A 20662-nucleotide genomic window follows, 5' to 3' on the forward strand; every position below is an offset into this window, starting at 1 on the left:
GCGGAGGGGAAGTAGCCTTAATCAGGGCGTGATGGCTGTGTTTAATCACTTTGGGAAATTGCCTACATTTGTGGCGATAGTTAACCCACAAGCACTTGCAATAAAGGGGCTATTAATCTCCAAGGCTCGCTATGTTTAGCCAGTTCAATCGCAGAATTGCAATTCGCTGATTTACGGCGCGATCGCATACGAGGGCCTTGAGTCGGCGGCCAGTAACGGTAAACAATATGTTACTTCTCATTTCCATCCGGATTGATCGATGACCTCCCGCTCGCGTTTTTTGGCATGGCTATTGTTGCCCGTGCTCGCGTTGTGCAGCCTTGTTGCCTCTGCCAACACCCCGGAAGGCGCCTCACAAGCGCTGCACCTGATTGACTACATTGGTGCTGACTATCCGCCTACAGTTGAAAACGGCAAGGTTATTGATGAGACCGAATACCGCGAGCAACTCGAGTTTCTGGCCGTGCTCAAAGGCCTGCTCGCGGACTTGCCGCAACGCCCTGAGCGTGAGGAGCTGCTGCAAGGCGTGAACGCCCTGCAAAGCGCCATCGAACAGCGTGTAGACGGCACCGCCGTTGCGCATGAAGCACGTCAGTTGGGTGCCAAACTGGCGGTGGCCTACGAGGTCAGCCAGGCCCCCGCCATTACCCCTGACCCTACCCGTGGCGCACCCTTGTATGCCCAGCATTGCTCGGTGTGCCACGGTGAAACCGGCGCCGGTGACGGCCCTGCCAGTGTCGGTATGACGCCGCCGCCTGCGAACCTGCGTGACGCGCAGCGCCTGGACCGGCTGAGCCTCTACGCGATCTATAACACCCTTGGCCTGGGGGTTGAAGGCACCGATATGCCTTCGTTTGCTGATCAGCTGGACGAGCGTCAGCGCTGGGACCTGGCCACCTACATCGCCGGGCTGAGTGCCGACCCGAGTGCCAGCAAGGCAGACAAAACCTACAACCTGGCGGACCTTGCCCGTCAAACCCCGAATGAAGTGCTGGCGGCTGAAGGCCCCGAGGCGACCGCAACGTTCCGTGCCCAGCGGGCGCAGCCGCCGCAAGTCAAACGCGGCCCGGCGCAGCTGCTCGACTACACCAGCGCCACCCTGGATAAAAGCCTTGCGGCTTACCGCGCCGGTGACCGTGAGCAAGCCTACGACCTGTCGGTGGCGGCTTATCTGGAAGGTTTTGAACTCGTTGAAAGCTCGCTGGATAACGTTGACGCCAATGTGCGCAAAAACACTGAAAAAGCCCTGATGGCCTATCGGCAATCGCTGCAGGACGGCTTGCCGATCGAGCAGGTCGAGCAGCGACTGGAAGCGGCCAAAGTCTTGCTCAAGGAATCTGCCGGGCTGCTGGGCAGCGATGGCCTGAGCTGGACTTTGAGCTATATCTCCGGCCTGCTGATTTTGCTGCGTGAAGGCCTGGAAGCAATTCTGGTGCTGGCCGCGATCCTGGCTTTCCTGCGCAATACCGGCCAGCAATCGGCGGTGCGCAGTGTCAACGTCGGCTGGGGTCTGGCCCTGGTGGCCGGGCTGGCGACCTGGGCGCTGGCGGCCTATGTGATTGACGTCAGCGGTGCCCAGCGTGAACTGCTGGAAGGTTGTACTGCGTTGTTCGCCAGCGTCATGGTGCTGTGGCTGGGGGTATGGATGCACGACCGTCGTCACGCCGCCGCGTGGCAGGATTACATCAAAAGCAGCCTGGTCAGCGGTGGCGGTCGTTTTGGCTTCGCGATACTGGCGTTCTTTTCGGTGTACCGCGAACTTTTCGAAGTGATCCTGTTCTACGAAACCCTGTGGCTGCAAGCCGGCCCGGCGGGCCACAACGCGGTACTGGCGGGCGGCGCCACGGCACTGGTCTTGCTGATGGGCCTGGCGTGGATCATCCTGCGTGGCTCGGCCAAATTGCCATTGGCGCTGTTTTTCAGCATCAACGCGGCTTTGCTCTGCGCCCTGTCGGTGGTATTCGCCGGGCATGGCGTGAAAGCGCTGCAAGAGGCGGGCATCTTTGGCACGCGGCCTGTCGCGTTCTTCGACTTCGACTGGCTGGGTATTCATGCAGATGCGTACTCGCTGAGTGCGCAGGCCGTAGCCATTTTGGCAATTATCGTGTTGTACGGCCGTAGCAAACTGGCGGAAAAGCGTCGGGTGCAGGCTTCTTAAATCCTTATACACCTCCCCTCAGTGGGAGCGGCAACACTCAGGAGCAATTCTCTATGCGTGTCTGGATCGACGCAGACGCCTGCCCCAAGGCGGCAAAGGATCAGGTCATCAAGTTCGCTCTCAAGCGTCAGTTTGAGGTGGTGCTGGTGGCAGGGCAGAGCCAGATCAAACCGACCTACGCCCTGGTCAAACTGATTGTGGTGCCCAGCGGCCCGGATGCGGCGGATGATTATCTGGTGGAGCACGCCGTGCCCGGCGAACTGGTGATTTGCAGCGATGTGCCGTTGGCCGACCGGCTGGTCAAAAAGGGCGTTGCCGCGCTGGACCCGCGCGGCAAGGAGTTTGACCCGCAAAACATGGGCGAGCGCCTGGCGGTGCGTAATCTGTTTACCGATCTGCGCGAGCAAGGCCAGGTCAGCGGCGGGCAGGGTGCCTATGGCGAACGCGACAAGCAGGCGTTCGCCAATGCCCTGGACCGTATCCTGACCCGGCTGGCACGGGGTTGATCAGTTTTTTTGCGTCAGCTCAAGCACGCGGTCAACCATCTTGTTGATCCCTGACGCTGCTTCGCTGATGGATTTGGCGAGCATATAGGCCGGGGTGCTGACCAGCTTGCGGGCCTTGTCCTCGACAATTTCCGACACTTCACACTCTTGGTGGGTGCCACCCATTTTGGTGACGGCTGCAGCGGTATCTGCGTCGGTGCCGATGGTGCAGATCACGCCTGGGCCATAAATCTTGGCGGCAATGGCAGGTGAGATGCACATCAGGCCAATCGGTTTGCCAGCTTCGGCAAAGGCTTCGGCCAGGCTCAGCACATCAGCCTGAACCGAGCACGCAGCACCATCGGTGGCAAAGCTGGAGAGGTTTTTGGCGGCACCAAACCCGCCCGGTATGATCAGGGCGTCAAAATCCTCGACCTTGGCCTCACGAACATCCTTGATCTCGCCCCGGGCAATCCGCGCTGACTCCACCAGTACGTTGCGTGACTCGGGCATTGGCTCGCCGGTCAGGTGGTTGATGACATGCAGTTGTGCAATGTCGGGGGCAAAGCACTGTACTTTGGCGCCGCGCTGGTCCAGGCGTAGCAGGGTGATCACGCTTTCGTGGATCTCGGCGCCGTCATAGACGCCGCAGCCGGAAAGAATCACGGCAACTTTTTTAGTGGTCATGTCGATCTCCTTGTTCATGGCATTAATGTCGCCTGATTTGGCGCTTGATGCCATAGGGTTTCGCAGCAAGTGCGCCTACGCTTGATGGAATACCGCTCGGGGTGTGCCATGAAGCTGATTCTGTATGCCGTACCGTTTTTCTTTGTGCTGATTGCTGTCGAGCTGCTGGCCGACCGCTGGCGCGCAATGCACACCTATCGCCTGGCTGACACTATCAGCAGCCTGAGCGCCGGTGTGCTGTCGACCACCACCGGTTTGCTGACCAAAGGCGTGGGGCTGATCACCTACGCGCTGGCACTGAAATATCTGGCGCTGCTGCAATTGCCCGAAGACAGCCTGTGGGTGTGGCTGTTTGCGTTTGTCTTCTACGATTTTTGCTACTACTGGCACCACCGCCTGGGGCATGAGCGCAACGTGCTCTGGGCCGCGCATTCGGTGCATCATCAGAGCGAAGACTACAACCTGTCCACCGCCCTGCGCCAAACCAGCACCGGGTTTGTGCTTGGTTGGGTCTTTTACCTGCCAATGGCGGTGCTGGGTGTGCCGCTGCCGGTATTTGTCACCGTGGCCACCGTCAACCTGCTCTATCAGTTCTGGGTCCATACCCGCCATGTGCCCAAGCTGGGCTGGTTCGAGTGGTTGTTTGTGACACCTTCCAATCATCGGGCTCACCATGCGCAGAATGCTCTGTATATGGATCGCAATTACGGTGGAGTGTTCATTGTCTGGGACCGTTTGTTCGGCACTTTTCAGGAAGAAGACGACGCCGAACCGGTGATTTTCGGCGTGACCACGCCGCTGCAAAGCTGGAATCCGCTGTGGGCCAACTGGCAGTTCTATGGCCAGTTGCTGGCTGATGCGCAGCGCACCGAGCGCTGGCGGGACAAGCTGAGGATCTGGTTTATGCCCACGGGCTGGCGTCCGGCGGATGTAGCGGCGAAGTACCCGATAAACAAGCCGGACCTGAGCCGGTTTGTAAAATTCGAGGTGCCACTGGCACGGCGCCAACAGGTGTATATCGCGGCGCAATTTGCAGTTTATCTGGCGCTGGGCAGTTATTTGCTGAATCTGGGCGAGACGTTGTCGCCCCAGGCGCTGATGCTGGGCTGGGGGTATATGGCGTTGGGGCTGTTTGTGCTGGGGGCAGGTCTGGAGAACCGGCCCTGGGCGCTGAAACTTGAGTGGCTGCGCCTGGCGCTCAACCTGCCACTGGTCTGGCTGGCCCCTGTGGCCGGTCTGTGGCCGGCCAGCGCATTGGGCTGGGTCGGCCTGTCCAGTTACACCCTGTTGAGCGTGATGGGGCTCTACGTGTGCAGAAACCGTATCACTCGGCTGGCGGGTTGCTGACTTCGGCGTTGCTCTTGTTTTTCTCTTCAAGAGCGGTCTGTCTGGCCAGGCGTGCATTCTTGAAGCGGCGGCGGGCCCACAGGCACAGGCCGATCAGGAGCAGGGCACCGAGCACCCACAGCTCATATTTCTTGACGTTGCCCAGCAAGCCTTCGAGCACGGCGCCAAAGTGATAGGCGGCGGTAGCCAGGGCAATGGCCCAGATGGCCGCACCAATGCCGTTGAGCAGCAAATAGCGGCCCGGAGGGTAGCCTGACAGGCCGATTGCCACGGGCATGACGGTACGCAGGCCGTAGACGAAGCGGAAACTCAGGACCCAGATATCCGGGTGCCTGCGAATGTGCTCCAGCGCCTTGTCGCCCATAAGTTGCCAGCGCGGTTTGCGCGCCAACAGTTTGCGGCCGTGCTTGCGCCCCAGGAAGTACCACAGCTGATCTCCGGCATAACTGCCGAGGAATGCCACGATCATGACCAGTTTGAGGTCCATGTATCCGCGGAACGCCAAGAAGCCTGCGAGAACCAGAATGGTCTCACCTTCAAAGAACGTCCCTAGAAACAGGGCGAAGTAGCCGAATTCTTGAAGAAATTGTTGGAGCATTGTCTGGATGCTGGCGAAATGAACGCGCAGCCTACGCCTTAAGGGACGTTCGGGAAAGTATCGAAATGTGACTTTGCGTTAACAAGTCCTACAAATCATGTGTATTTGACCTACATCATTAGCGTTGTCATCTAGTGTTCATGGCGAAGCGTTATAACCATGCGCGCAGGTGATTATTGCTTCGAACCTGTGGGAGCTGGCTTGACTGCGATGGGGTTGACTCAGTCAATCTGAAACTCTGCGGTGTTTGAATCGCGAGCAAGCCCGCTCCCGCAGTGTCTGCGTCGGTTGCCCAGGAAACAATTTCGACAAATCGGCCTCTAACCAGTCTCTGGCCCGCATAAAGCGCCCGGGAGCGGTTTAAACCCACAGGCGTTGATGGCATTCTGACAACTTGACTGCTGGTGTCGCTTAACTGTTACGAGAGTCAAACCCGCTCTTACAGGAACATTCAATGAATACCGAAGGACTTGCTGAAATCGTTGCCACTGAAGCTCAGCCGATTGTTGAGCCAGTCCCTGAAACCCCGCCTGAACAGCAAGCCCATGCGCCTGCTGCGGCCGAGTCGCACGCGGCGGTGCATCCGGCGATTGCCGTTCCTGGCCTTGATGACAGCAGCCTGTACATCCATCGTGAGTTGTCGCAATTACAGTTCAACATTCGCGTATTGGAACAAGCGCTGGATGAGTCCTATCCGCTGCTTGAACGCTTGAAGTTTCTGCTGATTTTTTCCAGCAACCTGGATGAGTTTTTCGAAATTCGTGTCGCAGGCCTGAAAAAACAAATCACCTTCGCCCGTGAGCAGGCCGGTGCCGATGGCTTGCAGCCGCATCAGGCGCTGGCCCGCATCAGCGAACTGGTCCACGGCCATGTGGATCGCCAGTACGCGATCCTCAACGACATTCTGTTGCCCGAGCTTGAAAAGCATCAGGTGCGCTTTATCCGTCGCCGGCACTGGAACACCAAGATCAAGGCGTGGGTACGCAAGTTCTTCCGCGACGAAATCGCGCCGATCATCACACCGATTGGCCTGGACCCGACGCACCCGTTCCCGTTGCTGGTGAACAAGAGCCTGAACTTTATCGTCGAGCTGGAAGGCATTGATGCCTTTGGTCGTGATTCAGGCCTGGCGATCATCCCGGCACCGCGTCTGTTGCCACGCGTGATCAAACTGCCTGAAGACGTGGGTGGGGCAGGCGACAACTATGTGTTCCTGTCGTCGATGATTCACGCCCACGCCGATGACCTGTTTCAAGGCATGAAGGTGAAAGGCTGCTACCAGTTCCGCCTGACCCGTAACGCCGATCTGGCGGTTGATACCGAAGATGTTGAAGACCTGGCCCGTGCGCTGCGTGGCGAGTTGTTCTCGCGTCGATACGGCGATGCCGTACGCCTGGAAGTGGCCGACACATGCCCCAAGCATCTGTCCGACTACCTGCTCAAGCAGTTCAGCCTGCATGAGACCGAGTTGTATCAGGTCAATGGTCCGGTCAACCTGACACGCCTTTTCAGCATCACCAGCCTCGACAGCCACCCTGAGCTGCAATACACGCCGTTTACCCCGGCGATTCCCAAGCTGTTGCAGAACAGCGAGAACATTTTTAGCGTGGTCAGCAAACAGGACATCTTGCTGCTGCACCCGTTTGAGTCGTTTACTCCGGTCGTCGACTTGCTTCGCCAGGCTGCCAAGGATCCGCATGTGCTGGCCGTACGCCAGACCCTGTACCGCAGCGGCGCCAACTCGGAAATCGTTGATGCGCTGGTTGATGCGGCGCGTAACGGTAAAGAAGTGACCGCGGTGATCGAGTTGCGTGCGCGCTTTGACGAAGAGTCCAACCTGCAACTGGCCAGTCGCCTGCAAGCTGCCGGTGCGGTGGTGATCTATGGCGTAGTCGGTTTCAAGACCCACGCCAAGATGATGCTGATTCTGCGCCGTGAGGCGGGGGAGATCGTGCGTTACGCGCATCTGGGTACCGGCAACTACCACGCCGGCAACGCCAAGCTTTACACCGACTACAGCTTGCTGACCTCCGACGACGCGCTGTGTGAAGACGTCGGCAAGTTGTTCAGCCAGTTGATCGGCATGGGCAAGACGCTGCGCATGAAAAAACTGCTGCATGCGCCTTTCACTTTGAAAAAGGGCATGCTGGACATGATTGCCCGTGAGACCCAGTTCGCTGTTGAAGGCAAACCGGCGCATATCATCGCCAAGTTCAACTCGCTGACCGATCCGAAAATCATCCGTGCGCTGTACAAGGCCAGTCAGTCCGGCGTGCGTATTGATCTGGTGGTACGCGGGATGTGCTGCCTGCGTCCCGGGATTGCCGGCGTTTCGCACAATATTCATGTGCGTTCGATCATCGGTCGCTTCCTGGAGCACACACGGGTGTTCTACTTCCTCAATGGCGGCGAGGAGCAGATGTTCCTGTCGAGTGCCGACTGGATGGAGCGCAATCTCGATAAGCGTGTTGAGACGTGCTTCCCGGTCGAGGGTAAAAAGCTGATTCTGCGGGTCAAGAAGGAGCTTGAGTGCTATCTGACGGACAACACCCACAGCTGGAGCCTTCAGTCGGACGGGCGGTATATCCGCAATACGCCAACGGGCAACCAGAACCCGCGCAGTGCGCAAGCCACGCTGCTTGAGCGTCTGAGCCTGCCGGTACTGGCCGTGAGTACCGGGCCATCGGTATAACGCTGTAACGACTGTGGGAGCGAGCCTGCTCGCTCCCACAGTTGGTTTGAGTTGTGCCCGGTCAGGAAACCGTCAGCACAATTCCGACCCGGGTCAGCCATTGCGCTTCTTGTTCGAAGTCAGCCTGGGTCAGCGGGTTCTGTTCCAGCCAGCCGTCGGGGAAGATTACGTCCAGGTGATCGCCCTCGGCGCGCAGCTTCACCTGCGAGGCTTCCTGGTTGCCACGGATGTGGTAGAACAGGATCGCAAAGCGCAACAGCACGCACAGGCGAATCAGCTTGATGCCGTCTTCGCCAAATTCGGCGAACTTGTCTTTAGGAATGTTGCGACGATGGCCGCGCACCAGCAGCGCGAGCATTTGCTGGTCTTCGCGTGAGAAACCAGCCAGGTCGGAGTGCTCTATCAAGTAGGCGCCGTGCTTGTGGTAATGATAGTGGGCAATGTCCAGCCCGACTTCATGCACCTTGGCCGCCCAGCTCAGCAGTTCACGCCATACACCGTCCTTGAGGCCCCACGACTTGGCCACTTGATCGAAGGCGCGCAGCGCCTTGCGTTCAACCCGTGCCGCTTGCTCGCGATCGACATGGTAACGGTCCATCAGCGAGCTGAGGGTGCGCTCACGCACGTCTTCGTGGTGATGGCGGCCCAGAAGGTCGTACAGCACGCCTTCGCGCAGGGCGCCGTCACAGTGATCCATACGTTGCAGTTCAAGGGCGTCGAAGATTGCTTCAAGAATCGCCAGCCCGGCCGGGAAGATGGCGCGACGGTCGGGCTTGATGCCTTCGAAGTCGATCTTGTCCGCGTCGCCCAGCTTGAACAGCTTGCGCTTGAGCCAGGACAGGCCTTCGGCGTTTACTTCGCCGTTACCATGACCGCCCGCCTTGAGCGCCAGGCCAATGGCCCGAATGGTACCCGAAGAGCCGATGGCCTCATCCCAGGTCAGGCGGTGCAGGGCGTGCTCGATGCTCATGATTTCGAGACGCGCAGCCGTGTAGGCCTGGGCGTAGCGTGCCGGGGTGATCTTGCCGTCGCGGAAATAGCGCTGGGTAAAGCTGACGCAGCCCATTTGCAGGCTTTCGCGTAGCAGGGGCTCAAAACGCTGGCCAATGATGAACTCGGTACTGCCGCCGCCGATGTCGGCCACCAGGCGTTTGCCCGGCGTGTCGGCGAGGGTGTGGGACACACCCAGGTAGATCAGGCGCGCTTCTTCACGACCGGAAATCACTTCAACGGTGTGACCCAGGATCTCTTCGGCACGCACGATAAACTCGTTGCGGTTGCGCGCCTCGCGCAATGCGTTGGTTCCCACAATACGCACGGCACCCAACGGCATACCGTTGATCAGTTGGGCGAAACGCTTGAGGCAATCGAGCCCGCGCTGCATGGATTCTTCGCTGAGCTTGCGTTCTTCGTCGATGCCGGCAGCTAACTGCACCTTGTCACCAAGACGCTCAAGTATGCGGATTTCGCCGTTCTGGGCCTTGGCCACCACCATGTGAAAGCTGTTAGAACCCAGATCAATGGCGGCGATCAGGGACGGATTCCTTGCTTGGGATTGGGGCATGGTTGAGGGGTCTCGGTCGATAACCCGGCCATCGTGCCACGATCAAAGGCTCGCGCCAACGCGTGATATCACCTGCCTTGATGTGGAGCACGAAAGCAATGAGGTTAGCTGTTATCCGAGGCCTCGTGTTTTCAGGCTCTACGATTCCCGTAGCCTCGTACCTCGTCAGTGGCTACAACGTTCCGATGAAATTCGCCAGTTCCGGGGTTTGCGGGTTGGCGAACAGCACTTTGGGGTCACCCACTTCATGCACCTTGCCCTGGTGCATAAACACCAGTTTGTCGCCAACTTCACGGGCAAAACGCATCTCGTGGGTGACCATGATCAGCGTCATGCCTTCACGGGCCAGCTGACGCACCACGCTGAGCACTTCATTGACCAGCTCCGGGTCGAGGGCCGAGGTGATCTCATCACACAACAGCACCTTGGGTGACATGGCCAAAGCCCGGGCAATCGCCACCCGCTGCTGTTGACCGCCCGACAGGCGCTCCGGGAAGGCGTCGAACTTGTCGCCCAGCCCCACCCGTTCCAGCATCTGGCGCGCCAGTTCGGCGGCCTTGGCTTTGGGCACCTTTTGCACCACTTGCGGGGCCAGCATGACGTTTTCGCCCACGCTCAGGTGCGGGAACAGATTGAACTGCTGAAACACCATGCCGACCTTCTGGCGCAGGCTTCGCAAGTCTGCGCGGGCGGCATCCAGGTATTCGTCATCGACCTCAATCACCCCGTCGTTAATGGACTCCAGCCCGTTCAGGGTTCTGAGCAAGGTACTCTTGCCCGAGCCGCTGCGGCCAATGATAGCGACCACCTGGCCCTGTTCGACCGTCAGGTCGATGCCTTTGAGCACGTGGTGGTCGCCGTAGTATTTATGCAGGGCGGTAACTCTAAGCAGAGGCATGCAGTCTCCTTTCCAGATAGCGCGCACTGAGCGACAGGGGGTAGCACAAGAGGAAGTAACCCAGAGCCACCAGGCCATAGACCATGAAAGGCTCGAAGGTGGCATTGGCCAGCATGCTGCCGGTCTTGGTCAATTCGGTGAATCCAATAATCGAGGTCACGGCAGTGCCTTTGATGACCTGCACCGAAAAGCCTACGGTCGGCGCGATGGCGACGCGCAAGGCTTGCGGCAGGATCACGTAGCGCAATTGCTCCAGCGGGCTGAGTGCCAGGCTGGCCGAGGCCTCCCACTGGCCGTGGGCAATCGACTCGACGCAGCCGCGCCAGATCTCGGCCAGGTAGGCACTGGTGAACAATGTCAGCGCCAGGGCCGCGGCCATCCACGGCGAAATATCGATGCCCAGCAGGGCAATGCCAAAGAAGATCAAAAACAGCTGCATCAGCAGGGGCGTACCCTGGAACAGCTCTATATAACCGCGCGCCAGAGTGCGGGCGAAGCGGCTTTTGGAAATGCGCATCAGCAACACCAGCAAGCCGATAAAGCCGCCGCCGATAAACGCAACAAGAGACAGGGCGACTGTCCACTGCAAACCCGTCAGCAAGTTACGCACGATGTCCCAGAACGTGAAATCCATCAGCGACTCCTGCTCAGGTAGCGGCGGCCGAACCAGTTCAGTAACTGGCGGATCAACAAGGCCATGCACAGGTAAATCAGAGTGGTCAGGACGTAGGTTTCGAAGCTGCGAAAATTGCGTGACTGAATGAAATTGGCAAAAAAGCTCAGCTCTTCAGTGGCAATTTGCGAGCAGACCGCCGAGCCGAGCATCACGATGATGATCTGGCTGCTCAGGGCTGGCCAAACCTTGGCCAGCGCCGGTTGCAGGACCACATGGCGGAACGCCTCGAATCGGCTCATGGCCAGTGCAGATGCTGCTTCCAGCTGGCCTTTGGGGATCGCCTGAATACCTGCGCGGATAATTTCCGTGGAATAGGCACCCAGGTTGATCACCATCGCCAGCACCGCGGCCTGCCACTCGCTGATATGCACACCCAGGCCCGGCAAGCCGAAAAAGATAAAAAATAGCTGCACCAGAAACGGCGTGTTGCGGATCAACTCGACATACAACCCGAACAACGCAGCGAAAGGTCGAATATTCCACGCCCGGACCACGGCGCCGACAATCCCCAGGCTGACGCCGAATACTGTGCCGATCGCTGTCAGTTCAAGGGTAAACAGGGCGCCGCGTAATAACAGGTCGCTGTTTTGCAGCACCGGTAAAAAGTCGAACTGATAAGCCATGATTGACCCCGTCGCAAAGTGTCAGAGGTCAGCTGGCAGCGGCTCTTTAAGCCATTGCAGCGCGTTTTTTTCCAGGCTGCCGTCAGCCTTGGCCGTGGCCAGAATCTGGTTCACCTTGTCCAGCAACTCGGGCTGGCCCTTGTTCACGCCGACGTAGACCGGTGAATCCTTGAGCTTGAGTTTCATGGCCGGGATGCGCTTGGGGTTGCGTTCGCTGATGGCGACCATCACCACGTTGCCGCTGGCGATCAGGTCCACCTGGCCTGCCAGATACGCGGCGATGGTCGAGTTGTTGTCTTCGAAGCGTTTGATGGTCACGCCGGCTGGCGCCACGTTGGTCAGTTCGATGTCTTCGATGGCGCCACGGGTCACGCTGATGGTTTTACCCTTGAGGTCATCCAGGGTCTTGATCTGCGCGTCTGGCGGGCCAAATACGCCAAGGTAGAACGGCGCATAAGCGTGGGAAAAATCGATGACTTTTTCACGATCCGGGTTTTTGCCCAAGCTGGAAATCACTACATCGACTTTGCCGGTGGTCAGATAGGGCACACGGTTGGTGCTGTTTACGGGCGTCAGTTCAAGTTTGACCTTGAGCTGATCGGCCAGCAATTTGGCGGTGTCGATATCCAGCCCGCGAGGCTGCATGTCCGGGCCGACCGAGCCGAAGGGCGGAAAATCCTGGGGGACTGCGACCTTGAGGGTGCCGCGTGCCATCACCTCATCGAGGTCACTGGCGTGGGCCGGGGCCTGGCTCAGCATCAGGCTGGCGAACAAGGCGCAAATCAAGGCGCTGTAACGCTGGGTCATGGCAATTCTCCGGAAAGGGCGCGCGGTGGTGTGCGCCGTTGAGCCAGAGCACAGGCCATGCCAACAGGGCTTTTATGACCGCCAGGGCTGATTTCAGAAGGCATGCGGCGGTCTGACTGGTCTGAACAGTGATGACGTTTTTTGCACCTCTATCGGGCGTTTCTCACAGGGCTTGAACCGGCTTGGGGCGTGACTTGCCGAGCGTTGGCAATAGCTTTACAACTACGCCTTTCCTGAGCCGATCAAGCCGATTTGTGATGAATTCAAGCGCACGGGCCGTACCCGAAGTGGCATTGCTGGCCATTCGTAAATTGATCGCCGAAAACGCTTTTGCGCCGGGAGATGCCTTGCCGTCGCAGCGCGAGCTGGCGGTGCAGTTGGGGGTCAGCCGGGCATCGCTGCGCGAGGCGTTATCTTCGCTCAGTGCCCTGGGCGTGATCAGTGTGCAGCCGGGTAAAGGCGTGTATGTGCAGGCCGCGCAAGCAGATGTCCCGGTTGTTCCGGTTACGGACTGGCCCTATGCAGCCCAGGCCTGCCCGCAGGATATTTTCCAGCTGCGATACGCACTGGAAGGTTTCGCTGCGGGGCTGGCGGCGGTGCGCTTGACCCGCGACGAACTGGATGTGTTGCAGGACAATGTCGAGGCAATGCGCCATGAGTTACGCGCCGGGGATTTTGAGCGTGCCGCGCAGCTGGACTTCGAGTTCCATCAACTGATCCTGCGTGCCAGTGGCAATCAGGCAATGGCCATTATGCTGATCACCCGTGGCGATATTTTTCTGGAAAGCCAGAAGCTGCCGTTTATCCGCCCGGAGCGGGCCATGGAAACCTGGCAGGAGCACCGCAAAATCCTCCGGGCCCTGGCCCGTCATGCCAGCGGCCCTGCACAAAAGGCCATGAGCGAGCACATTCGCCAGGCTGCCTCGCGAACCGGGATTGCCTTCGTCACCCCCGACGGCTCCTGAAACGGGCGATATCTGCACTCATGCACCACTATAGTGAGAGTCAATCGTCCCTCACCTTCCTGAACGCGGTGATGACAGCTATGATGTGCTACGTTTTTGCTTACAACCACGGAGACTTCCATGAGCAGCGATCTTATTAAACACGTCACCGACGCTAGCTTTGAGGCCGATGTTCTCAAGGCTGAAGGCGCTGTACTGGTCGACTACTGGGCTGAATGGTGTGGCCCTTGCAAAATGATCGCGCCGGTTCTGGACGAGATCGCAGAGACTTACAAAGGCAAGCTGACTGTTGCCAAGCTGAACATTGATGAAAACCAGGAAACCCCGGCCAAGCACGGCGTACGCGGTATTCCTACGCTGATGCTGTTCAAGAACGGCAACGTTGAAGCCACCAAGGTCGGTGCGCTGTCGAAGTCGCAGTTGGCTGCATTCCTCGACGCCAATATCTAAGCGTCGATAAAAGCCCCGCTAAATGCGGGGCTTATTCATGGCTCAAGGACTAGACGCTATGAAACTCAAGTGGTACATTCGGCCCCGCACTGGTTTCTCCATTGCCCCCTGCAAGCCGTCGCCGACGCACTCCTTATCGAATTAGTACGCGATCCTGTCGCCTTCTCTGCGGCGCGGCCTCATTAAGCCCAAAGCTTAATTTCCCTCCCCATAAATGATTACGTCATTCCTATATGAACCTGACTGAACTCAAGCAAAAGCCGATTACCGAACTGCTCGAATTGGCCGAACAGATGGGCATAGAAAATATGGCCCGTTCGCGCAAGCAGGACGTGATTTTCTCCCTGCTCAAAAAGCACGCGAAAAGCGGCGAGGAAATCTCCGGTGATGGCGTGCTGGAGATTCTCCAGGACGGCTTCGGCTTCCTTCGCTCCGCTGACGCCTCGTACCTGGCAGGCCCTGACGATATCTACGTCTCGCCTAGCCAGATTCGACGCTTCAACTTGCGCACCGGCGACACCATTGTCGGTAAAATCCGCCCGCCAAAAGAAGGCGAGCGTTACTTCGCACTGCTGAAAGTCGACACGATCAACTACGATCGTCCCGAGAACGCGAAAAACAAGATTCTCTTCGAGAACTTGACCCCGTTGTTCCCGACCGTACGCATGAAGATGGAAATCGGTAACGGTTCCACCGAAGATCTGACCGGTCGCGTGATCGACCTCTGTGCTCCGATCGGTAAAGGTCAGCGTGGTCTGATCGTTGCTCCGCCAAAAGCGGGCAAGACCATCATGCTGCAGAACATCGCGTCGAACATTTCGCGTAACAATCCTGAAGTGCACTTGATCGTTCTGTTGATCGACGAGCGCCCTGAAGAAGTAACCGAAATGCAGCGTACCGTTCGCGGCGAAGTGGTTGCTTCCACCTTCGACGAGCCACCAACCCGCCACGTGCAGGTTGCCGAAATGGTGATCGAGAAGGCCAAGCGCCTGGTCGAACACAAAAAGGACGTGGTGATCCTGCTCGACTCCATCACCCGTCTGGCCCGTGCCTACAACACCGTTATCCCGAGCTCCGGCAAGGTACTGACCGGTGGTGTCGATGCTCACGCCCTTGAGAAGCCAAAGCGTTTCTTCGGTGCTGCGCGTAACATCGAAGAAGGCGGCTCGCTGACCATCATCGCTACCGCGCTGGTTGAAACCGGCTCGAAGATGGATGAAGTGATCTACGAAGAGTTCAAAGGCACTGGCAACATGGAACTGCCTCTGGACCGCAAGATCGCTGAAAAACGCGTCTTCCCTGCGATCAACATCAACCGCTCCGGTACCCGCCGTGAAGAGTTGCTGACTGCAGACGACGAGTTGCAACGCATGTGGATCCTGCGCAAGCTGTTGCACCCGATGGACGAAGTTGCAGCCATCGAGTTCCTGGTCGACAAGCTTAAGCAGACCAAGACCAACGATGAGTTCTTCTTGTCGATGAAACGCAAGTAACACGGTTTCTCGCACAAAAATCAGGCGCCCCGCGAGGGCGCCTTTTTTATGCCAAAAAAAAAGGAAGGTTTGTGCTTAACTTCGGTCAATAAAAACAATGTATTAGCGAAATTGAGCGTATATGACTTCTCTTGTTTATCGCAGGGACATTGATGGCCTGCGAGCTGTTGCCGTGATTGCCGTAGTACTGTTCCACTTTGGTGTGCCGGGTTTTTCAGGCGGATTCGTTGGCGTCGATGTGTTCTTCGTCATTTCCGGTTATTTGATTACCTCGATCATCTGGCGCCAGCGTGAGGCGGCACGCTTCAGTTTTGTCGAGTTTTGGGCCCGTCGCGCGCGGCGAATCCTGCCGGCCTTGTTCGTGATGATGGCCGCCGTGCTGGCTGTGGGCTGGTTCCTGATGGCACCCAAGGACTACGAAGAGCTGGGGCATTCGGTGCGCTACCAGGTGATGTTCGTTTCCAACCTGCTGTTTATGCGCCAGGAGGGCTATTTCGATGCGGCCAGCGATCTAAAACCGCTGCTGCATACCTGGTCGCTGGCGGTTGAGGAACAGTTCTATATTGTCTTTCCCTTGCTGCTGACCCTGCTGTCCAGCCGATTCAAGCACTGGCGGCTGGCTTTGTTCAGCCTGTTGCTGGTGTCGTTCGGGCTCAGCGTCTGGGCCGTGGCCCAGCATCCCGAGAAAGCGTTTTTCCTGTTGCCGATGCGGGCATGGGAACTGCTGGCCGGTGCCATGCTGGCGATTGCGCCTGCCAGCCAGAAGCGCCTGACCCCGGCGGCAGCGCAAGCTATCAGCCTGTTGGGCATGGGGCTGATTCTTGTTGCTGTGTTCGGCTATGACAACAGCACACCGTTCCCGGGTGCCGCAGCGTTGCTGCCCGTGCTGGGCGTGGTGGCCCTGATCTGGGCCAATGAGCATCAGAGCACCTGGGTCGGGCGTGTGTTGAGCACGCGGCTAATGGTCGGGCTCGGGCTGATTTCCTATTCCTGGTATTTGTGGCACTGGCCGGTTTTCGTGTTTGGCAGTTATGCCGGCGCGGAGGAGTTTGGTCCCGTGCTGACGGGCGGGTTGATTGCGCTGACGTTGATCCTCGGCTATCTGTCCTGGCGTTTTGTCGAAACGCCGTTTCGTGAGCGTCGAATATTGGCTGGCCGTCGTCAGATTCTCGTCGCGGCGGGCTTGGGCATTCTGGTGTTGGGTATCGCCGGCCAGGCGCTGCGCTGGACCGATGGCCTGCCGTCGCGTTTGTCCGAGCAGGCGTTGCAATATGCGCGGGCCAGCGAATGGCGACCTGAGCTGATGGCCTGCATCACTGATGACAAGAGCCCGGCCGACACGCCGTTCTGCCGTTACGGACAATCGCCCACCGCGCCGGCTCAGTTGCTGGTGTGGGGCGACAGCCACGCCACGGCCCTGATCCCGGCACTGGAAGAAAGCGCCCGCCAGCATGGCGTCAATGTGATGCTGGCCAGTTCGGCCGGTTGCCTGCCGCTTGAGGGGCTGGAGCACGGTACGCGGTGCGCCGATTACAACCGTCGTGTCGAGCGTACCCTGGCGACCGAGCCAGTGCGCGACATCCTGCTGGTGGCCCGCTGGAGCCTGTACTTGTATGGCGATGCCAAGGGCGATCACGGCCATGCGTTGCGCGATGGCAATGGCCACTATGACCGCGCGGTCGCCGAACAACGGTTGGCCGATGGCTTGCGGGCGAAGGTCGAGCAATTGCGCAAGGCCGGGTACCGCGTATGGCTGATGAAGGAGGCGCCGTTGCAACCGTTCAATCCGCCGTACCGCCTGAGCCGCCTGGCGATGCTGCACCAGCCAACCGCCGATGTCGGCATGCCGGTTGAAGACCACCTCAGGCAAAAAGCGTTTATCAACCGGCTGTTTGCCGATATCGCGGCTGCTGATTCCAATGTGCAGGTACTGGACCCGACCCCGCAGCTGTGTGATGCCTCGGGGTTGTGCCGGGCCGAACAGGACGGTCATTCGTTGTATACCGATGACAATCACCTGTCCGAAATCGGCGCTCGCCTGGTTCTCCCGGCATTGGCCCCGCTGTTCGATGATCTGGCGTTGCGTGTCCCGGAGCAGGCCAATACCGCCCGCTGAGCAGCGATAAGCTGCCAGCGGCCGGCATAGCAGGTAGGATGTACGCCTATTTTAGGGGTGCCACCGTCAATGAAATTCAAGGATCTTCGGGATTTCGTGCAGCAGCTAGAGCAGCGCGGAGAATTGAAACGCATCCAGATTCCCGTTTCTCCAGTCCTGGAGATGACTGAAATCTGCGACCGCACGCTGCGTGCCAAAGGCCCGGCTTTGCTGTTCGAAAACCCGACTGGCCACACGATTCCGGTGCTCGGCAATTTGTTCGGCACGCCAGAGCGCGTGGCAATGGGCATGGGCGCCGAGTCTGTCAGCGAGCTGCGGGAAATCGGCAAGCTGCTGGCGTTCCTCAAGGAGCCCGAACCGCCTAAAGGTCTGAAGGATGCGTGGTCCAAGTTGCCGATCTTCCGCAAGATCATTGCCATGGCGCCGAAAGTCGTCAAGGACGCGGTGTGCCAGGAAGTGGTCATTGAGGGAGATGACGTAGACCTCGCCATGCTGCCGGTGCAGCATTGCTGGCCTGGCGACGTGGCGCCCCTGATTACCTGGGGCCTGACCGTGACCAAAGGCCCTAACAAGGACCGGCAGAATCTCGGTATCTATCGTCAGCAGGTGATTGGCCGCAACAAGGTCATCATGCGCTGGTTGAGCCACCGAGGCGGTGCACTGGACTACCGTGACTGGTGCGAAAAACACCCCGGCCAGCCATTCCCGGTATCCGTGGCCCTGGGCGCAGACCCGGCGACCATTCTTGGCGCCGTGACCCCGGTGCCCGACAGCCTGTCGGAATACGCTTTTGCCGGCTTGCTGCGGGGCAATCGTACCGAACTGGTGAAGTGCCGCGGCAACGACCTGCAAGTGCCGGCCACTGCCGAGATCATCCTTGAAGGCGTGATCCACCCTGGCGAGATGGCGCCCGAAGGCCCGTACGGCGACCACACCGGTTACTACAACGAAGTGGACAGCTTCCCGGTGTTTACTGTCGAGCGCATCACTCATCGGGTCAAACCGATCTATCACAGCACCTACACCGGCCGTCCACCGGATGAGCCGGCAATTTTGGGCGTGGCGCTCAACGAAGTGTTTGTACCGATCCTGCAAAAGCAGTTCCCTGAAATCACCGACTTCTACTTGCCGCCCGAAGGCTGCTCGTACCGCATGGCCATCGTGACCATGAAAAAGCAGTATCCGGGGCACGCCAAGCGCGTAATGCTGGGTGTGTGGTCGTTTTTGCGCCAGTTCATGTACACCAAATTCGTTATCGTGACTGACGACGACATCAATGCCCGCGACTGGAACGACGTCATCTGGGCCATTACCACGCGTATGGACCCCAAGCGCGACACGGTAATGATCGACAACACGCCAATCGACTATCTCGACTTTGCCTCACCGGTTTCCGGCCTGGGTTCGAAGATGGGCCTGGATGCAACCAACAAATGGCCGGGTGAAACCACCCGTGAATGGGGTCGGGTCATCGTCAAGGATGAGGCGGTCACTCGCCGGATCGATGACATCTGGAATCAATTAGGAATAGATTGATGCGTGTAACCTTGCAGCCTTCAGGTGCGGTACTGGAAACCTTGCCTGGCGAGCGAATTCTGGATGCGGCGCAGCGTCTGGGCTATGAATGCCCGCAGAGCTGTCGCAATGGTAATTGCCACGTGTGTGCGGCCTTGCTGGTTGAAGGCCAGGTCGAGCAGGCGGGAGACGTGCGTGATCATGGCGAGTTTTATACCTGCCTGGCGGCCCCGCTTGAAGACTGTGTGGTGTTGTGGGATGGCGTGCTTGCGTTGGGAGAATTACCGGTGCGTAGCCTGGCGTGTCAGTTGACCGAGTGTGTTGATATGGGTGGCGATGTGTGGCGGGTGCGCTTGCGCGCACCTGCGGGCAAGCCGCCGCGTTATCACGCCGGGCAATACGTGATGCTGGAGCGTGAAAACGGTGACAAGTCGGCATTCTCGCTGGCCAGCGCACCGCACTCGGGGCGCGACCTGGAGTTGCATGTACTGGTGCGTGAAGACAGCGCCCGCAAGCTGATCGAGCAGTTGCAGCGCAACAGGATGGTTCGCCTGGAGCTGCCGTTTGGTGACACGCACTTGTCTGAATTGCCGGACGGGCCGTTGGTGCTGATCGCGGCGGGCACCGGCATGGCGCAAATGCACAGCCTGATCGAACATTGCCGTGCCAAGGGTTTCAAGCATCCGGTGCATTTGTACTGGGGCGTGCGTCGCCCGGAAGACTTCTACACCCTGGATGAATGGGCTGAATGGGAGAAAACCCCCAACCTGTTCCTGCATAAGGTAGTGAGTGATTTGTGTGGTTGGGAAGGGCGCTGCGGCATGCTGCATGAAGCCGTGTGCGAAGACATCAGCGATCTGGCCAGTGTGCATGTATATGCCAGCGGTTCGCCAGCGATGATCTACGGTACTCTCGACGCGTTGGTAGCTGCCGGCATGGACGCGCACCAGATGCGTGCCGACGTGTTTGCCTACTGCCCACGCCCTTAAAACCGCACGCCAGTGGTAATCATGGCGGCATTGAAGCCGAGCAACACCAGCTCGGCGGCTACCGGGCCGTAGTGGGCGCCGACTGAGGGAATGATCACCGGCGCAATGCCGAAGCGATTGAGGGGAATCTTGTTCTTGTACTCGCCGCGGTAACCTTGCAGCAGGCCGCCCGTCAACTTCAAGTAAACAGGATAAGTGTCGCTATCAAAGCGTTTGCCCGCGTAGGTGTAAAACGATCGCTGGCTGAATGAGTTGCGAAAGGTGGCCACTCCATAGACCAGCCCCGAATCTTCATTGCGTTCAATGCCAATCAAGTCCTGATTGTTGTTGTGCTTGGAGTCAGGTGAAAAGTGCCGGGTATACACGCTGGTTTGCAGATACCAGAACCCTTTGTCGTCCTGTGTTGTATTGTCTTGCGCCAGGGTTGTGCTGGCGTATGCAAGTATCGGTAAACAGTAGCAGAGAACTTTTTTTCGCATTTTGCACCTTCTGGTGGTTATTTGAAGTGTGCGTAGGGTGCACAGCTATCCAGAGGTACCTATCCTGTTTTAATTGGTGTAGGCAGTACCTAAGCAATGTCATATATGCTTGTAGGAATT

18 protein-coding genes are annotated in these 20662 nt (G+C 58.5%); 10 read left to right on the top strand and 8 right to left on the bottom strand.

Annotated elements, in window-relative coordinates; all coding sequences use genetic code 11:
• Window positions 1–259 precede the first annotated feature (259 nt).
• Together EQV96_RS17250 and EQV96_RS17255 are read left to right on the top strand one after the other, a co-directional pair.
• Window positions 260–2158 (top strand): cytochrome c/FTR1 family iron permease, encoded by a 1899-nt coding sequence (locus EQV96_RS17250; RefSeq protein ID WP_095000690.1) that lies wholly within the window; start codon window positions 260–262, stop codon window positions 2156–2158.
• Window positions 2159–2211: 53 nt separating this feature from the next.
• Complete coding sequence (locus EQV96_RS17255) at window positions 2212–2664, top strand: YaiI/YqxD family protein (protein ID WP_016783011.1); 453 nt, start codon at window positions 2212–2214, stop codon at window positions 2662–2664.
• On the opposite strand, the gene elbB is transcribed toward EQV96_RS17255, so the two are convergent.
• On the bottom strand, window positions 2665–3330 hold the full coding sequence (gene elbB / locus EQV96_RS17260; protein WP_095017800.1) for an isoprenoid biosynthesis glyoxalase ElbB: 666 nt from the start codon (window positions 3328–3330) through the stop codon (window positions 2665–2667). It lies immediately after the preceding gene.
• Window positions 3331–3438: 108 nt separating this feature from the next.
• Between elbB and EQV96_RS17265 the strand changes: the two genes are divergently transcribed.
• Window positions 3439–4677, top strand: coding sequence for a sterol desaturase family protein (locus tag EQV96_RS17265; protein ID WP_150628911.1), 1239 nt, complete (start codon window positions 3439–3441; stop codon window positions 4675–4677).
• On the opposite strand, the gene EQV96_RS17270 is transcribed toward EQV96_RS17265, so the two are convergent.
• On the bottom strand, window positions 4655–5275 hold the full coding sequence (locus EQV96_RS17270) for a DedA family protein (RefSeq protein WP_086799407.1): 621 nt from the start codon (window positions 5273–5275) through the stop codon (window positions 4655–4657). The two genes, EQV96_RS17265 and EQV96_RS17270, sit on opposite strands and share 23 nt — an antisense overlap.
• A 454-nt stretch (window positions 5276–5729) precedes the next feature.
• Between EQV96_RS17270 and ppk1 the strand changes: the two genes are divergently transcribed.
• Complete coding sequence (gene ppk1 / locus EQV96_RS17275) at window positions 5730–7967, top strand: polyphosphate kinase 1 (RefSeq protein WP_095000693.1); 2238 nt, start codon at window positions 5730–5732, stop codon at window positions 7965–7967.
• A gap of 61 nt (window positions 7968–8028) precedes the next feature.
• Here ppk1 and ppx read toward each other — a convergent pair whose 3' ends face one another.
• The 5 genes from ppx to EQV96_RS17300 form a co-directional block, all read right to left on the bottom strand.
• The gene (ppx, locus tag EQV96_RS17280; protein WP_095000694.1) at window positions 8029–9531 is read right to left on the bottom strand and encodes an exopolyphosphatase; all 1503 of its coding nucleotides are present in this window, start codon (window positions 9529–9531) and stop codon (window positions 8029–8031) included.
• Window positions 9532–9703: 172 nt separating this feature from the next.
• Entirely contained in the window at window positions 9704–10429 is a 726-nt protein-coding gene (locus EQV96_RS17285) for an amino acid ABC transporter ATP-binding protein (RefSeq protein ID WP_095000695.1), read from the bottom strand.
• Entirely contained in the window at window positions 10416–11066 is a 651-nt protein-coding gene (locus EQV96_RS17290) for an amino acid ABC transporter permease (protein WP_169916205.1), read from the bottom strand. The genes EQV96_RS17285 and EQV96_RS17290 overlap by 14 nt, the downstream gene beginning before the upstream one ends.
• A complete protein-coding gene (locus tag EQV96_RS17295) occupies window positions 11063–11728 on the bottom strand; it encodes an amino acid ABC transporter permease (protein ID WP_095000697.1) in 666 nt (221 codons plus the stop codon). Before EQV96_RS17295 ends, EQV96_RS17290 begins: the two co-directional genes overlap by 4 nt.
• A gap of 21 nt (window positions 11729–11749) precedes the next feature.
• Entirely contained in the window at window positions 11750–12535 is a 786-nt protein-coding gene (locus EQV96_RS17300) for a transporter substrate-binding domain-containing protein (protein WP_095000698.1), read from the bottom strand.
• A gap of 257 nt (window positions 12536–12792) precedes the next feature.
• Here EQV96_RS17300 and EQV96_RS17305 point away from each other — a divergent pair, with 257 nt between their 5' ends.
• The 6 genes from EQV96_RS17305 to EQV96_RS17330 all read left to right on the top strand — a co-directional run bounded on the left by EQV96_RS17305 (window position 12793) and on the right by EQV96_RS17330 (window position 20063).
• On the top strand, window positions 12793–13500 hold the full coding sequence (locus tag EQV96_RS17305) for a FadR/GntR family transcriptional regulator (RefSeq protein ID WP_095017797.1): 708 nt from the start codon (window positions 12793–12795) through the stop codon (window positions 13498–13500).
• A 120-nt stretch (window positions 13501–13620) separates the two neighbouring features.
• The gene (trxA, locus tag EQV96_RS17310) at window positions 13621–13950 is read left to right on the top strand and encodes a thioredoxin TrxA (RefSeq protein ID WP_016783018.1); all 330 of its coding nucleotides are present in this window, start codon (window positions 13621–13623) and stop codon (window positions 13948–13950) included.
• A gap of 233 nt (window positions 13951–14183) precedes the next feature.
• On the top strand, window positions 14184–15443 hold the full coding sequence (rho, locus tag EQV96_RS17315; protein WP_016783019.1) for a transcription termination factor Rho: 1260 nt from the start codon (window positions 14184–14186) through the stop codon (window positions 15441–15443).
• A gap of 121 nt (window positions 15444–15564) precedes the next feature.
• Entirely contained in the window at window positions 15565–17559 is a 1995-nt protein-coding gene (locus EQV96_RS17320; protein WP_240882208.1) for an acyltransferase family protein, read from the top strand.
• A gap of 69 nt (window positions 17560–17628) precedes the next feature.
• Window positions 17629–19095 (top strand): 4-hydroxy-3-polyprenylbenzoate decarboxylase, encoded by a 1467-nt coding sequence (gene ubiD, locus EQV96_RS17325; RefSeq protein WP_095000701.1) that lies wholly within the window; start codon window positions 17629–17631, stop codon window positions 19093–19095.
• Window positions 19095–20063 carry a CDP-6-deoxy-delta-3,4-glucoseen reductase gene (locus EQV96_RS17330; protein ID WP_095000702.1) on the top strand — a complete coding sequence of 323 codons (969 nt, stop codon included), beginning with the start codon at window positions 19095–19097 and terminating at the stop codon, window positions 20061–20063. Before ubiD ends, EQV96_RS17330 begins: the two co-directional genes overlap by 1 nt.
• On the opposite strand, the gene EQV96_RS17335 is transcribed toward EQV96_RS17330, so the two are convergent.
• Window positions 20060–20542 (bottom strand): sn-glycerol-3-phosphate transporter, encoded by a 483-nt coding sequence (locus EQV96_RS17335; RefSeq protein ID WP_095025175.1) that lies wholly within the window; start codon window positions 20540–20542, stop codon window positions 20060–20062. The two genes, EQV96_RS17330 and EQV96_RS17335, sit on opposite strands and share 4 nt — an antisense overlap.
• Window positions 20543–20662 lie beyond the last annotated feature (120 nt).

Origin of the sequence: Pseudomonas sp. TMW22080 (assembly GCF_022496745.1) — a bacterium.
GTDB classification, from domain to species: Bacteria; Pseudomonadota; Gammaproteobacteria; order Pseudomonadales; family Pseudomonadaceae; genus Aquipseudomonas; species Aquipseudomonas bubulae.

Excerpts from the sequence above, each read along its gene's own strand:
- rho (WP_016783019.1), top strand. The coding sequence starts at position 14,184 with ATGAACCTGACTGAACTCAAGCAAAAGCCGATTACCGAACTGCTCGAA.
- EQV96_RS17270 (WP_086799407.1), bottom strand. The coding sequence starts at position 5,275 with ATGCTCCAACAATTTCTTCAAGAATTCGGCTACTTCGCCCTGTTTCTA.
- EQV96_RS17255 (WP_016783011.1), top strand. The coding sequence starts at position 2,212 with ATGCGTGTCTGGATCGACGCAGACGCCTGCCCCAAGGCGGCAAAGGAT.
- elbB (WP_095017800.1), bottom strand. The coding sequence starts at position 3,330 with ATGACCACTAAAAAAGTTGCCGTGATTCTTTCCGGCTGCGGCGTCTAT.
- EQV96_RS17265 (WP_150628911.1), top strand. The coding sequence starts at position 3,439 with ATGAAGCTGATTCTGTATGCCGTACCGTTTTTCTTTGTGCTGATTGCT.
- EQV96_RS17300 (WP_095000698.1), bottom strand. The coding sequence starts at position 12,535 with ATGACCCAGCGTTACAGCGCCTTGATTTGCGCCTTGTTCGCCAGCCTG.
- EQV96_RS17305 (WP_095017797.1), top strand. The coding sequence starts at position 12,793 with ATGAATTCAAGCGCACGGGCCGTACCCGAAGTGGCATTGCTGGCCATT.
- EQV96_RS17295 (WP_095000697.1), bottom strand. The coding sequence starts at position 11,728 with ATGGCTTATCAGTTCGACTTTTTACCGGTGCTGCAAAACAGCGACCTG.
- EQV96_RS17250 (WP_095000690.1), top strand. The coding sequence starts at position 260 with ATGACCTCCCGCTCGCGTTTTTTGGCATGGCTATTGTTGCCCGTGCTC.
- EQV96_RS17320 (WP_240882208.1), top strand. The coding sequence starts at position 15,565 with ATGACTTCTCTTGTTTATCGCAGGGACATTGATGGCCTGCGAGCTGTT.
- EQV96_RS17335 (WP_095025175.1), bottom strand. The coding sequence starts at position 20,542 with ATGCGAAAAAAAGTTCTCTGCTACTGTTTACCGATACTTGCATACGCC.
- EQV96_RS17330 (WP_095000702.1), top strand. The coding sequence starts at position 19,095 with ATGCGTGTAACCTTGCAGCCTTCAGGTGCGGTACTGGAAACCTTGCCT.
- ppk1 (WP_095000693.1), top strand. The coding sequence starts at position 5,730 with ATGAATACCGAAGGACTTGCTGAAATCGTTGCCACTGAAGCTCAGCCG.
- trxA (WP_016783018.1), top strand. The coding sequence starts at position 13,621 with ATGAGCAGCGATCTTATTAAACACGTCACCGACGCTAGCTTTGAGGCC.
- ubiD (WP_095000701.1), top strand. The coding sequence starts at position 17,629 with ATGAAATTCAAGGATCTTCGGGATTTCGTGCAGCAGCTAGAGCAGCGC.
- ppx (WP_095000694.1), bottom strand. The coding sequence starts at position 9,531 with ATGCCCCAATCCCAAGCAAGGAATCCGTCCCTGATCGCCGCCATTGAT.
- EQV96_RS17285 (WP_095000695.1), bottom strand. The coding sequence starts at position 10,429 with ATGCCTCTGCTTAGAGTTACCGCCCTGCATAAATACTACGGCGACCAC.